Source organism: Ardenticatena maritima (genome assembly GCF_001306175.1).
In the GTDB taxonomy this organism is placed as follows: domain Bacteria; phylum Chloroflexota; class Anaerolineae; order Ardenticatenales; family Ardenticatenaceae; genus Ardenticatena; species Ardenticatena maritima.
The window spans coordinates 294,339-308,151 of sequence record NZ_LGKN01000009.1 but is presented as its reverse complement, the minus strand read 5'-3'; the positions used below and the strand labels follow the sequence as shown (position 1 = coordinate 308,151).

At 60.0% G+C, this 13,813-nt stretch carries 12 protein-coding genes; 9 read left to right on the top strand and 3 right to left on the bottom strand.

The window, feature by feature from the left end:
- Window position 1: 1 nt before the first annotated feature.
- The 3 genes from SE16_RS14240 to SE16_RS14230 all read right to left on the bottom strand — a co-directional run bounded on the left by SE16_RS14240 (window position 2) and on the right by SE16_RS14230 (window position 2,648).
- On the bottom strand, window positions 2-358 hold the full coding sequence (locus SE16_RS14240) for a ribosomal protein L7/L12 (protein WP_054492201.1): 357 nt from the start codon (window positions 356-358) through the stop codon (window positions 2-4).
- Between the two features lie 7 nt (window positions 359-365).
- Window positions 366-1,376: an AIR synthase related protein gene (locus SE16_RS14235; protein WP_054492203.1), complete on the bottom strand. Its 1,011-nt coding sequence runs from the start codon at window positions 1,374-1,376 to the stop codon at window positions 366-368.
- A gap of 105 nt (window positions 1,377-1,481) precedes the next feature.
- Window positions 1,482-2,648 (bottom strand): DEAD/DEAH box helicase, encoded by a 1,167-nt coding sequence (locus tag SE16_RS14230; protein ID WP_054492205.1) that lies wholly within the window; start codon window positions 2,646-2,648, stop codon window positions 1,482-1,484.
- Window positions 2,649-3,417: 769 nt separating this feature from the next.
- On the opposite strand from SE16_RS14230, the gene aroH reads away from it, so the two are divergent.
- The 9 genes from aroH (at window position 3,418) to glmS (ending at window position 13,813) form a co-directional block, all read left to right on the top strand.
- Window positions 3,418-4,788: a chorismate mutase gene (gene aroH / locus SE16_RS15565; protein ID WP_082374042.1), complete on the top strand. Its 1,371-nt coding sequence runs from the start codon at window positions 3,418-3,420 to the stop codon at window positions 4,786-4,788.
- The gene (gene aroF, locus SE16_RS14220) at window positions 4,785-5,834 is read left to right on the top strand and encodes a 3-deoxy-7-phosphoheptulonate synthase (protein WP_054492207.1); all 1,050 of its coding nucleotides are present in this window, start codon (window positions 4,785-4,787) and stop codon (window positions 5,832-5,834) included. Before aroH ends, aroF begins: the two co-directional genes overlap by 4 nt.
- Window positions 5,835-5,894: 60 nt before the next feature.
- A complete protein-coding gene (locus SE16_RS14215; protein WP_054492209.1) occupies window positions 5,895-6,761 on the top strand; it encodes a prephenate dehydrogenase in 867 nt (288 codons plus the stop codon).
- A gap of 23 nt (window positions 6,762-6,784) precedes the next feature.
- Window positions 6,785-8,116: a 3-phosphoshikimate 1-carboxyvinyltransferase gene (gene aroA / locus SE16_RS14210; RefSeq protein ID WP_054492223.1), complete on the top strand. Its 1,332-nt coding sequence runs from the start codon at window positions 6,785-6,787 to the stop codon at window positions 8,114-8,116.
- Entirely contained in the window at window positions 8,113-8,973 is an 861-nt protein-coding gene (locus tag SE16_RS14205; protein ID WP_054492210.1) for a shikimate dehydrogenase, read from the top strand. The genes aroA and SE16_RS14205 overlap by 4 nt, the downstream gene beginning before the upstream one ends.
- A 93-nt stretch (window positions 8,974-9,066) precedes the next feature.
- A complete protein-coding gene (gene cysS / locus SE16_RS14200; RefSeq protein WP_054492212.1) occupies window positions 9,067-10,263 on the top strand; it encodes a cysteine--tRNA ligase in 1,197 nt (398 codons plus the stop codon).
- A gap of 8 nt (window positions 10,264-10,271) precedes the next feature.
- Window positions 10,272-11,069, top strand: a complete 798-nt coding sequence (locus tag SE16_RS14195) for a lamin tail domain-containing protein (RefSeq protein WP_054492213.1) — start codon at window positions 10,272-10,274, stop codon at window positions 11,067-11,069.
- A gap of 18 nt (window positions 11,070-11,087) precedes the next feature.
- A complete protein-coding gene (locus SE16_RS14190; protein WP_054492215.1) occupies window positions 11,088-11,789 on the top strand; it encodes a lysophospholipid acyltransferase family protein in 702 nt (233 codons plus the stop codon).
- A 161-nt stretch (window positions 11,790-11,950) separates the two neighbouring features.
- Window positions 11,951-13,813 carry a glutamine--fructose-6-phosphate transaminase (isomerizing) gene (gene glmS / locus SE16_RS14185; RefSeq protein WP_054492217.1) on the top strand — a complete coding sequence of 621 codons (1,863 nt, stop codon included), beginning with the start codon at window positions 11,951-11,953 and terminating at the stop codon, window positions 13,811-13,813.

The following is a 13,813-nucleotide window of genomic DNA, read 5'->3' as shown; positions in this document are numbered from 1 at the left end:
TTCATTCCCTCATCTCGATGCGCGCTTGCGCGCCTTTTTCAGCCAACAAAGCCACCAGCGCCTCGGCGTCCGGTTTGCTGATGTTTTCAGCAATCACCGCCGGCGGGTGTTCGACAGCGGTCAACGCCTCTTTGAGTGAGACGTTGGGGCGCGCCTGGCGTACCAGCCGCATGACGGCGGATTTGCGCCGCCCTGGTGATTCGAGTACCACGCGATACGCGCCCGGTTGCGCGCGTTCAAAGAACGGGGGCGTGGCGCTCTTTTCGCTTTCCTCGCGCGCCCACATGATGATGAGAAACGTGCCACCAACAAGCATGAAAACGAGCACCAAAACGGTAAAGGCTGTGCTGAAATCCATAGGCGCCTCACGTAAACAAACGTGTGATTTCGTCGGCGTCGAACCGAGGCAGGGGACGCCGTTCGCCGTTTTTGACCAGCCAACGCCCTTCTTCAATCGGGCGCAGTTCGCCGACCACCGCAGCCGGAATGTTGGCAGCGGCAAACGCCGCCAGGTGTGTTTCTACGGCGTCAGGGGGCGCAACAAGCAGAAGGGCGCCGCTGGCAATCGTGCCTAGCGGGTCAAGCCCGAAGGCGGCGCACAATGCGGCGGCGAGTGGCAGCGGTTGCAAAGCCTCCTCCTGAACGAGAATGCCCGCACGCGCGGCTTCGGCAAGTTCCCACAATCCGGTGGCCACACCCCCCTCGGTGGGGTCGTGTAGCGCATGGACCGGCGCTGTGTCCAGTGCGAGGCGTGCCGCAGCCACCACGCTGATGCCCGGATCGTGCAGGAAGTTGCGTGCGGCGGCGATGGTGGTTTCGTCAAAGCCGAGTGCGCGCAATGCCTCGGCTTTTTCGTGGGCGATGATGGCGGCGCCTTCGATGGGAAACCCACGCACAAGCAACACTGCGTCGCCGGGTTGAGCGTGGCGCGCGTCAACCAGGCGCTCGCGTCTGGTCAGCCCCAGCATGTGCCCGGCGATGATGGGGCGGTCAAGCCCATAGGTGATTTCGGTGTGCCCGCCGATGAGTGTAATGCCAAGGGCATCACAGGCGTGGTGCAACTGCATGAAAATGCGTTCCACCAAGGCTTCGTCTGTTTGCGCTTCGGGAAGCAAGAGCGTCGCCAGAAACCATCGCGGCTCTGCGCCCATGCACGCGACATCATTGGCGTTGACATTGACCGCGTAAAAGCCAATTTCTTCCGTGGCGAACGTGATGGGGTCGCTTTTAGCGACAATGACGGCATCATCCACGGCGATAGCCGCCGCATCCAGCCCAATACCGGGCCCAATCAGCACGTTGGGGTCGGCGGCGGCGCGGTGCTGTAACAGACGGGAGAGCACTTCGGGTGGTAGTTTGCCGGTTGGGAATGTCATGCTCACCTCGCATCATTGGTGTGGGGGCATTATAGCCAAAATGCGCATGCAGAAAACAGCAAAAAACGCCCGACCGTAGTCGGGCGTTTTGTTGTGCAGACAGGGTTAGGCGGTGCGGCGGCGCTTGCCGCGCGGGCGTGAGGCTGGCGGGCTGTCGAACTGCGCCCCTTCCATCCAGCGGCGTTCAATGCGCTCGCCCAACGTTTTTTCAAGGCTGTGCACCAGCGAACGGTCATGGCGCGACACAAACGAGATGGCTTCGCCTGTTTGGTCGGCGCGTCCGGTGCGCCCAATGCGGTGGGTGTAGGCGTCCACTGTGTCGGGGACATCGAAGTTGATGACGTGCGTGATACCGGGGACGTCAATACCCCGCGCGGCGACATCCGTCGCGACGAGAATATCGTGGTGCCCACGGCGGAACCCGTCAATCGCGCGTTGGCGCTGACGTTGCGACATATCACCTTCCAGCGCAGCGGCGGCGTGCCCCTGGCGGCGTAGCGTGTGCGTCAGGTCGCGCGCGCCCCGCTTGGTGCGGGTGAACACGAGCACGCGACCGCGAGTGGTGCGCTGCAACCACGCCAAGAGCAAATCGGCTTTGGCGCGCGGGTGGACGGTGTACAGGGCGTGTGAAACCGAGGCGACGGGGGCTGTTTCCCCCACCTGCACGGTCACAGGGTTCTGCATGAATGTTTTGACCAGCATGCGAATATCGCGCGGCATCGTTGCCGAAAAGAGCAACGTTTGGCGCTGTGCAGGCAATTGCTTGATGATGGCGTGAATATCGGGCAGGAAGCCCATATCGCACATGCGGTCGGCTTCGTCCAGCACGAGCGTCTCAATCTGGCGGAAGTCAATCGCGCCATCGCGCATATGATCGAGCAAGCGACCGGGGCATGCCACAATCACATCCACTCCACGGCGCAAAATAGCCGCCTGACGGCGTTTGCTGACACCGCCATAAATGCTCAGGCTGCGCACCTTGGTATAGCGCCCCAACGTGCGGAAAACACCTTCAATTTGCTCGGCGAGTTCGCGGGTGGGGGCAAGCACCAAGGCGCGCGGACGGCGGTTGGCGGTGGCGTGCAGGCGCTGCAAAATGGGCAGCACAAACGCGGCGGTTTTGCCGGTGCCTGTTTGCGCCAGTCCAAGCACATCACGCTGTTTCAGAATGTGCGGGATGGCTTCGGCTTGAATGGGGGTTGGGGTATGAAACCCTGCGGCGGAAATACCACGCTGAATACGGGAATCGAACGAAAACTGCTGAAAAGTCACACAATGCTCCTTTGGGCTTCACAGAGCCAAGGGCACGTGCAACTCGACTCGATGAAACGCTGTTGATTGATTCTTGCCTGCTTTCTGAGCGGCAATTCATCAGATGATAGGGCAAAAGAGAAAAAAGGCAAATATGTGTGGGCGTTGTTCAAAAATTCACGAAATCGGTTTTTCAAGCGTTTTTCCCACCTTGTTGACAATTGCCCTGCATGTGTGCCATAATGCCTGCACCGTGCACCGGTACGCATCACTTCCGTATTATTCCGATTCATCTCGTACCGCTTGCTATCTTTTAGAAAAGGAGGTGATGCCCATGGATTATAGTTCTTGTCGGTGCACGTGGGCATCACCGGAGGTGAGCCGCTAGGCCGCCAACGGTGATGCCGCCCAACCGAAGCCCTCGCTCCGGCGGGGGCTTTTGGGTGTCTGGCGCTTACCCATTTGGGCGAATTCGTTTTTTCCGCTATTGACTTTGCTGCATGGCTTTGGTATAGTACGCACACCTGCGAAGGAAAACGTGAGTGTCAGGCTTTATGTGGAACCACGCCATCATCACCAACCAAACATCTCGCACGATGCACAGCCCAATGGCTGGGTATGATGGTGTGTTCGGCGGCGCGTACTTTTACTTTTATTTTGGCTGGCGCTGGAAAGCGCCCGGCTGCGACGCGCCGCATTCTCTGACCTGACCCCTTCACATCGGGATCACAAGCGTGGAGCAGCCGGCTCCACGCTTTTTTGTTTGCCCAATCACCAGAGGAGCAAAGCCATGAAAGTCTGTCGAGGGGTGCGCGGCGCGACAACCGCTTCTGCCAATACCAAAGAGGCCATTCTCGAAGCAACACGCGAGTTGTTGCAGCGAATGATTCTGGCAAATGGCATTCGGCAAGAAGATGTGGCGTGTGTGATTTTGAGCACCACGCGCGATTTGAACGCCACATTCCCGGCGCTTGCCTTGCGCCAGATGGGCTGGCACGATGCGGCGCTGCTTTGCACGCATGAAATGGACGTGCCGGGCGCTGTTCCCAAGTGTATCCGCGTTCTCATCCAGTGGAACACAACCCGCAAACAGCATGAAATCCGCCACATTTACCTGCGCGACGCCCGCCACCTGCGCCCCGACCGCGCCATTGAAGCGACTGTGCCGTTGCCGCCGCTGCCCGATGACGCCCTGGAGCCTGCTCCGTTGGGGCCCTTGCGGCTGGTCTTCGACGCCCACCGTTTGGGCTATACGTGCCGCCTGGAGGACGAACAAGGCACGGTCTTGAGCCGACACCGTTCCTCGCAATCTCTCTGGATGGCGCAGGGCGACTTGGTCGCGTCGCGGCTGTTCGATGCGATTGATGCCACACTCATGGAAGCCCGCCCCCGCCCCATTCATCCCTCATTGGTGAGCGCCGTGGTGTTGGCGCTGGAACAGCCGCCGAGCGATCTCCTGCTCACCATGTTGGGCGACCGCTACGGGTGGCAAGCGCCGCGGCTCGCGCTGCTCACACGACCCGCCGCCCGCCATCAAGCGCTCGGAGCGCCGCCCCATGCCCTTGTCGCGCTGGCCGACTTCGCACTTGATGCGCACGCCTGGCTTTCGGGACACGACATCCCGCTGTCTCTCCCCCCATCCGCTGATTGGCCTGACCTGCTCCCCTCATTGGTGCGCCACGCCTGCGATGCCGCCCTCGATGCTTTGTACACCGATACGCCAAGCCCACTTGCCAATCACCTGTGCGCCGCCCTGCGAATTGATGACCGCCACGCATTCGCTGATTGGCTCACGCAATCCCACACGCCCGATGAATTGGCGGCTTTGGCGCCGATGGTGCGGGCGGCGGCGGAAGAAGGCGATGCGACAGCGCAAACCCTGTTGCAGCGCATGGGGGCGCACATCGCCCGCCAACTTTGGCGTGGTGTGCAGCGTCTGGACGTGCGCGAGGCATTGCCGGTGTTTGTGAGTGGTGAGGCGCTGGACTTGCACCCACTGGTCGGGCAGAGCCTCGAACAGACACTGGCGGAGTATGGACTGACGCCATGCACCGTAGAGGCGGTCCCAACGGTGCTGGATGGCTGTTTGCAGTACGCAAAAACACTCTCAATGCAACAGACGTTTTCAACCACATCAACCAAAAAAGGAGGAACTGTATGATTATCGTCATGAAAGCCCATGCAACCGCCGCTGAAATCGGTGAAGTGCTCAACCTTATTGAAGAACAAGGCATGCGTGCCCACATTTCGCGCGGTGAAGAGCGCACCATCATTGGCGTTATCGGCGATGAACGCCATCTCGACCCGCAACAATGGACGGCTTTACCAGGAGTGGAGGAAGCCATGCGTGTTTTGCGCCCCTACAAACTCGCCAGCCGTGATTTCCAACAAAAAAACACCATTATTGACGTCAATGGCGTGAAAATTGGCGGCGATGCCGTCGTCGTCATGGCTGGACCCTGCTCGGTTGAATCACGCGAACAAATTTTGGAGACGGCGCATGCCGTCAAAGCGGCTGGTGCAACGGTGTTGCGTGGGGGCGCATTCAAGCCGCGCACGTCGCCGTACAGTTTCCAGGGGTTGGGCGAAGAGGGGCTGAAATACCTTGCCGAAGCCCGTGAGGAAACCGGTTTGCCGATTATTACCGAGGTGATGGGTGTCGAAGACCTTGACCTCGTGTGCGAGTATGCCGATATCTTGCAGATTGGCGCACGCAACATGCAGAACTACCCCTTGCTGAAAGCCGTGGGGCGCACCAACAAGCCCGTGTTGCTCAAACGCGGGTTGAGCGCTACTATCGAAGAGTGGTTGCTCGCAGCGGAGTACATTCTCAGCGAGGGCAACTACCAGGTGATGCTTTGCGAGCGTGGCATTCGCACCTACGAAAAAATGACCCGTAACACGTTCGACCTGAATGCCATTGCCGTGTTGAAAGAACTCACCCACTTGCCCGTCATTGCCGACCCCAGCCACGGTGTGGGCAAATGGCAGTACGTCACGCCTGTCGCCCGCGGGGCGGTGGCGACTGGGGCAGATGGGTTGATTATCGAAGTTCACCCCGACCCCGCACACGCCTGGTCTGATGGTGGGCAGTCGCTCACCCCTGAGAACTTTGCGCGCCTGATGGACGACGTGGAACGGATTACCCACGCCATCGGGCGGCGGCTGTTGCGTTCGCGGGATGAAGCGGCGCACATTGCGGCGTGAGGGCGAAAAACCGGTGGTGAGTAAACGTGAGCGGACGGCTGACCAAGACACGTTGACCCCATGACACCGATCACGCAACTGGCCATTTTGGGACTTGGCTTGATGGGCGGCTCATTTGCATTGGCCGCCCGTCGTGCTGGGTTGGCGTCGTTCATTATCGGATACGACCCCCAGCGCGACGTCATGGTGCGCGCGGTGACGGACGGCGTGATTGAACAGGCCGCCAGCGACCCACACGATGCGGTACGCGATGCCGACGTTGTGGTGCTGGCGGCGCCCGTGCGGGCTATTTTGCAGTTGCTGGATGAGATTGCGCCGTGCCTGCGCCCCGGTACGCTCGTGCTTGATTTGGGCAGTACCAAGCGTGATATTGTCGCGCGGATGAACACCTTGCCGCGGCATGTGCGGGCGGTGGGGGGGCACCCCATGTGTGGCAAAGAAGTCGCCGGCTTGCGCCACGCCGAAGCCGCATTGTTTGAAAACGCCCCCTTTGCCCTCTGTGCCACCGACCGCACGGATGCTGTCGCCCGCGCCACCGCAGAAACCATTGCCCGCGCACTGGGCGCGCGCCCCCTTTGGCTCGACGCCGCCCAACACGATACCGCTGTGGCGTTGGTCAGCCATCTCCCCTATTTGATGAGTGTGGCGCTTGTCGCCGCCGCCCTCGAAACGGAAGACACCGCTCCCGCCCAATTGGCTTCATCGGGCTTTCGCGATACCAGCCGCCTGGCGGCAAGCAACAGCACCATGATGCTCGACATTCTGCTGACGAACCGCGAGGCGGTGTTGAACGCCATCGAAAACGCCATGCACGCATTGCGCACGCTGAGCGCCTTGCTGGCGGTGGAAGACGAAGCCGCCTTACGCGCCCGTTTGGAAGCGCTCGCCGCTTTGCGCCGTGCATGGGCGGAAAACCAACACCCTTGAACCAGGAAGAGATGCACAAAACCATGCAGAACTTGACGATTCACCCACTCACACACCCGCTCACAGGGACGCGCCGCGTTCCTGGCGATAAATCCATCTCCCACCGCGCGCTCATCCTGGGGGCGCTGGCCGAAGGAACATCCGACGTGGTGGGCTGGTTGCCGGCTGCGGACTGCTACGCCACCCTGCATGTGATGCGCGCGTTGGGGGTGCCTATCGAACACGACCCCGCCACCCCCACGCGCGTGCGTGTGCATGGCGTGGGGCTGCACGGCTTGCGTGAACCTGAAAACGTGCTCGATTGCGACGGTTCGGGCACAACAATGCGCCTGTTGTGCGGATTGCTGGCGGGGCAATCCTTTTTCAGCGTGCTCACAGGGCGCGACGCCTTGCGCCGACGTCCCATGCGGCGCGTTGCCGACCCTCTGCGCCGTATGGGGGCGGCAATTGATGGGCGCGACGGCGGCAACCTTGCGCCGCTGGCGATTCGTGGCGCGCCTTTACGCGCCATCACCTACGAGATGCCCATCGCCAGCGCCCAGGTGAAGAGTGCGCTCATGCTGGCGGGGTTGTACGCCGAGGGGGAGACCGTCATTACCCAGCCCGGTCCGGCGCGCGACCACACCGAGCGCATGTTACACGCCATGGGCGCACCGCTGACGCTTGAAGCGAACACCGTGCGTGTCCAGGCGCCGCAAGCGCCGCTGCGTCCCCTCACGGCTCCCGATGGTGGCGCGTTTGTGGTCCCCGCCGATATTTCATCCGCCGCTTTTCTCATCGTGGCGGCGCTCCTCGTCCCAAACAGCACGCTTCGGCTCGTTGACGTGGGGATCAACCCGACACGCACGGGCATTCTCGATATTTTGCAACGTATGGGCGCCACCTGGGCGCTTGACAACGTGCGCGAAGACGCCATTGAACCGACCGCCGACCTGATTGTTCATCACCAGCCGTTGCACGGCACCACCATTGCCGGCGACCTTGTGGTGCGCGCCATTGATGAATTCCCCATCATTGCGGTAGCCGCCACCCAGGCGGAAGGCGAAACCATCGTGCGCGATGCCGCCGAACTGCGCGTCAAAGAGACCGACCGCATTGGCAACGTCGCGCGGGAACTGCGCAAGATGGGCGCGGACATTGAACCGCTGGACGATGGGTTTGTGGTGCGTGGTCCCACCCCATTGCGGGGCGCAACCGTCGAAAGCCACGGCGACCACCGTCTGGCGATGGCGCTCACCGTGGCGGCACTCATCGCCGATGGTCCAACCACGTTGCAGGGTGCTGATGTGATGGCGGACAGTTTCCCCCGCTTTGTCGAAACCCTGCTGGGCGAAGTGGAAGAGACGCAGGCATGAACGAGCACGCGCTTCCCACCTACGTCGGTTTGATGGGGTGGCCTGTGGCGCATAGCCGCTCGCCCGCCATGCACAACGCCGCCTTTCGCGCCTTGGGGCTCAATTGGCACTACCTGCTTCTGCCCGTCGCCCCCGACGATGTGGGCGACGCTGTGCGGGGCATTCGCGCGCTGCGCTTCGCCGGATGCAATATCACCGTACCGCACAAGCAAGCCGTGGTGCCCTTTTTGGACGAGATGACGCCCACCGCCCACACCGTCGGCGCGGTCAATACCATCATCAACCGAGACGGGCGCTTGATTGGTGAAAACACCGACGCCACGGGCTTCTTGCGCGCCTTGCGCGAAGCGGGCGTTGACCCGACGGGGCAATGTGCGCTGGTGGTGGGAGCAGGCGGCGCGGCGCGGGCGGTGGTGTACGCCTTGTTGCAGGCGGGCGCCACGGTCTGGTTGACGAACCGCACACAGGCGCGTGCGGAGGCGCTGGCAGAAACGATGCAAGCCGTGGGGCGCGGTGTGTCGCGTGTTCTGCCATTTGAACGTGAGGCGGTGCAAACCGCCCTGGAAGCAGCAACGTTGTTGGTGAACGCCACCAGCGTTGGCATGCACCCCCACACCAACGCCGTACCGCTCCCCGACGGTGTGCGCTTGTTGCCCCACCTGACGGTCAATGATTTGGTGTATGTGCCCCGCCAAACCCGTCTGTTGCGGCTTGCCGCTGAAGTCGGGGCGCGCACCATTGACGGCGTGGGCATGCTCTTGCACCAGGGGGCAGCGGCGTTCGAGTTGTGGACGGGGCAAGCCGCACCGCTGGATGTGATGCGGTCAGCGTTGGAGGCGACGCTCGCGAACGGCTGAGTTTCATGCTGCTCATATTCGCCAAAATTGCATGACTTGGTACGATACAGATGTTGGCGATACAAAAAAACAAGGCGATATGAGGAAGCAGCCATGAAACTCTACAACTCAATGACGCAGCGCAAAGAACCATTTCACGTGTTTGGCAAAACCGTCACGCTCTACGTGTGTGGCGTGACACCGTATGACACAACCCACCTCGGACACGCCTTCACCTACATTTCGTTCGACGTGCTGATTCGCCACCTGGAAGCCAAAGGCTACACCGTGCGCTATACCCAAAACGTCACCGACATTGACGACGACATTTTGCGCAAAGCCGCCGAAGTGGGAATGGCGTGGGATGAACTGGGGCGCATACACACCGAAGCCTTTCTGCGCGATTTGCACGATTTGAATGTGCGCATGCCTGATTTTTACCCCAAAGCCACCGAAACCATTCCCGAAATTATTCGCATTGTGGAAGATTTGTTGCGGCGTGGCTTTGCCTACGAGCGCAACGGCAATGTTTACTTCCGCGTGCATGCCGACCCCGAATTTGGTAAATTGAGCCGCCTCGATTACGACGAGATGCTGGCGATTGCCAATGAGCGGGGCAACAACCCCAACGACCCCAACAAAGACGACCCGCTCGATTTTGTGCTCTGGCAGGCGGCACAGCCGGGCGAACCGACGTGGGATAGCCCCTGGGGACCTGGACGCCCTGGCTGGCACATTGAATGTTCAGCCATGAGCATGAAGTTTTTGGGCGCGACGATTGACATTCACGGGGGCGGCGCTGATTTGCTCTTCCCCCATCATGAATGTGAGATTGCCCAGAGCGAAAAATTTACGGGGCAACGCCCCTTCGTGCGCTATTGGATGCACATTGCCATGGTGCGCAAAGATGGCGAGAAGATGTCCAAGTCGCTGGGCAACCTCGTGTTGGTGCGCAATTTGCTGGAAGAAGGCTTCTCGCCCGACGCGATTCGCCTCAACCTGATTCGCCACCACTACCGCGAAGCCTGGGAGTGGAACCGCGCCGAGCAGGAAGAAGCCCAGGCGTGGGCGAATATGCTCACCGAAGCCGCCCACGCGCCCTCAGGGTCGGGCGAACCGCTGGACGTATCCGATGATGAACAACGCTTCACCGCCGCCCTTGACGACGACCTCAACACCCCCGTGGCGGTGGAAACCATGCTCGAAGTGGGGCGCGCCATTCGCGAAGCGGCGCACCATGGGCGCGATGTGCGCCTGGCGCAAGAAGCCTTGCATCGCATGGCGGGTGTGTTAGGGTTGCGGCTCGCATGAAGCGGCACATGCTCATTCGTTTGGTGTTCGTGATGCTGTGGGGCGTGTTGGGCGTTGCATGTGCGGCAACGCCCAGCACCGATACCGATACAGCCGATTGGCCGCGCGTCTCCAAGGTGATTGATGGCGATACCGTCGTGCTCGATACAGAAGAAACCGTGCGCTTGATTGGTATCAACACGCCTGAACGTGGGCAGCCTTTTTATGAAGAGGCGCGCGATTTTGTGGCGTCGTTGGTTTTGCATGAGCCGGTACGCCTGGAAAACGATGTAGATGCGTTCGACCAGTACGGGCGACGCCTGGCCTACCTTTTCCTCGCCGATGGGACGTTCGTCAACCTCGAAATTGTGCGGCAAGGGTTTGCCCAGGTTTACACGGTGCCGCCCAATGTGGCGTATGAAGCCGAATTGCGCGCCGCCGAACAGGAGGCGCGCGAGTATCGGCGCGGACTCTGGCAGCCGAGTGATGAGCATATCACGGTGCGCATTGTGGACCTGAACGCCGATGCGCCCGGCAATGACAACCAAAACGTGAATGGCGAATGGGTCGAACTCGAAAACAATGGTTCGCAGCCCATCAACCTGCAAGGATTTCGGCTCTCGGACGAGAGCAACAATGAATATATTTTGCCCGCTTACACACTTGCCCCCGGCGACCATGTGCGGATTTATTCAGGGCAAGGCGCAATGCAGAATGGCGCACTCTATTGGGGCAGCCGCGATCCCATTTGGAACAATAGCGGCGATGTTGCCTACCTGCGCACACCGCAGGGCGAGTTGGTTGACATTTTCGTGTATGAACCATAAACCAACGTGAGGAAGGCCATGCAACGCTATCTCCCCCGCTTCTACCATATTGCGAACTGGCTTTTGCGCCATGTGATCTTTCGTCTCTTGTTGCGGGTGCACGTGGAAGGTCTGCACCATATTCCACAGAAGGGCGCGTTTATTCTCATAAGCAACCACATGTCTTTTCTCGATCCCCCGTTGATTGGCACGTACATCCCGCGCGAAGTAGTGATGATGTCGAAAGTCGAAAACTTTGAGAAGCCCATTATCGGGCAGATTGTGCGCTGGTATGGAGCGTTCCCGATTCGACGTGGGGCGGGGGATATTCGGGCGCTCAAGCAGGCGTTGCGCGTCTTGCGTGATGGGCAGGTGCTCTACCTCGCCCCGGAGGGAACACGCAGCCCTACGCATAGCCTGTTGCGCGGGAAAGAAGGGCTGGCGCTCCTGGCGGTGCAAGCCAATGTGCCTGTGGTGCCGGTTGCCATTTGGGGGCAAGAGCAGTGGCGCAAAGCGTGGCCTCGGTTGCGGCGTCCCGATGTCTATATTCGCGTGGGGCGTCCGTTCTGGCTGCGGAGCGAACAACGGCGACCACCGCGCGATGTGTTGCAGAAACTCACCGATGCGGCGATGTGTCGCCTGGCGCAATTGCTTCCCCCGCAGTATCGCGGCGTGTATGCGAATTGCGAACCGATAGCGGGCGATGTGCTGACGGTGGAAGAGGCCATGACGCCTGCATGAGTCTGTTCACCGCGATGGGAGCCCCCATCGCGGTTCTGTTTTGGCGCAAGGTTTGGAAACACCTTACATTGTCGCTATGCTGTGGGGTGGTATGTTTCCCCTTGGAAGGGCTTTGGCTACAATCTCGCGTTTTGCGAGAAAGTGAAGATTTGGAGGACGTTATGTGTGGAATTGTGGGCTATATTGGCGAAAAAGAAGCCTTGCCGATTCTGATGGATAAGTTGCGCATGCTGACGTATCGCGGCTATGACTCGGCGGGCATTGCTGTTTCCGAAAATGGGCATTTCTACGTTGAGAAATGCAAGGGCAAAGTCGAAGAACTGGAAGCGCGCCTTGACCTTGAAAAAGCCCATGGACATGTGGGGATCGGGCATACGCGCTGGGCAACGCACGGCCCGCCAAGCACACGCAACGCGCACCCCCACCTGGATTGTTCCGGGCGCATTGCTGTTGTGCAGAATGGTATCGTTGAAAACTTTTGGGAACTGAAACAGGAACTGATCGCCAAAGGGCATGAGTTTCGTTCCGATACAGATACCGAAGTGATTGCCCACCTCATTGAGGAGTATTACGACGGCAATATTACCACCGCCGTGGCGCTTGCCATGCAACGCATGGTGGGTTCGATGGCGGTGTTGGTGGTGCACAAAGACGAAGAAGACCGCATTGTGGCCGCCAAGATGGATAGCCCGCCGCTCATCATCGGCTTGGGTCGTGGCGAAAACCATATTGCCAGCGATATTCCTGCGCTTTTGCATTACACCAACAAAATCTACGTGCTCGAAGACGGCGAAATTGCCACCGTCACCAAGGACGATGTGATTATCACGCGCTACCGTGAATCAACCACGCCGCAGCGGCTCTATGACCGCCGTGTCATTGTGGTGGATTGGTCGCCAGAAGTGGCGCAAAAAGGCGGCTATGAGCATTTCATGCTCAAAGAAATGCACGAACAGCCCCAAACTGTGACCGATACGCTCCTGGGGCGCGTGCCGGAAGATAGCCGCTTGCCCATCGAAATCCCCGAACTCAATATCACCCCCGACGATGTGCGCCGTGTGGAACGCCTGACGTTCGTCGCCTGTGGGACCGCCTATCATGCCGGCGTCATTGCCAAGTATGCGTTCGAGCAGATTTTGCGTATCCCCGTGAATGTGGATGTGGGGTCTGAGTTTCGCTATCGTCAGCCTATTTTGGGCAAAAACGAGTGGGTGATTGCTATCAGCCAGTCGGGCGAAACGGCGGACACCATTGCCAGTATGCGTGAAGGCAAGGAACAAGGCGCGCGTGTCCTCGCGATTACCAACGTTGTGGGAAGCAGCGTGGCGCGTCTGGCGGATGGCGTGCTCTATACGCGTGCCGGTCCCGAAGTGGCGGTGGCTTCGACCAAAGCGTTCATCGGGCAGATTGTGGGCGTCTATCTCTTGTTGTTGTACATGGCGCAATACCGCCACCTCTCGCCGTCGGCACAGCAGGTTGTGCGTGAACTGCGTCAAGGGTTGTGGCGTAGCGCCCGGGATATTGAGCGCGTGCTGGAAACGGCGGACAAAACCCGCGCTATTGCCGAGCGCATTGCTGAAAAGCCGGTTGCTTTCTTCATCGGGCGCAACATGGATGAACCGCTGGCACGCGAGGGCGCGCTCAAACTCAAAGAGATTTCCTACATTCATGCGCAGGGGTATCCTGCCGGTGAATTGAAGCACGGCACGCTGGCATTGCTCGAAAGCGGCGTGCCGGTCGTGGCGCTGGCAACCCAAAGCAGCGTCTATGACAAGATGGTCTCAAATATGCAGGAAGTGTTGGCGCGTGATGCTTGGTGCATTGGCATTGTGCCCGAGGGGGATGAGCGTGTGACGCAACTCCTCGGCGAAGAAAATGTGCTCACCATTCCACGCAGCAACGATTACCTGCATGTCTTGCCCGCCGCCGTGCAGGTGCAGTTGATTGCCTACTACGCCGCCCGTGCGTTGGGGCGGGATATTGACCAGCCTCGCAACCTTGCCAAAAGCGTAACGGTGGAGTGA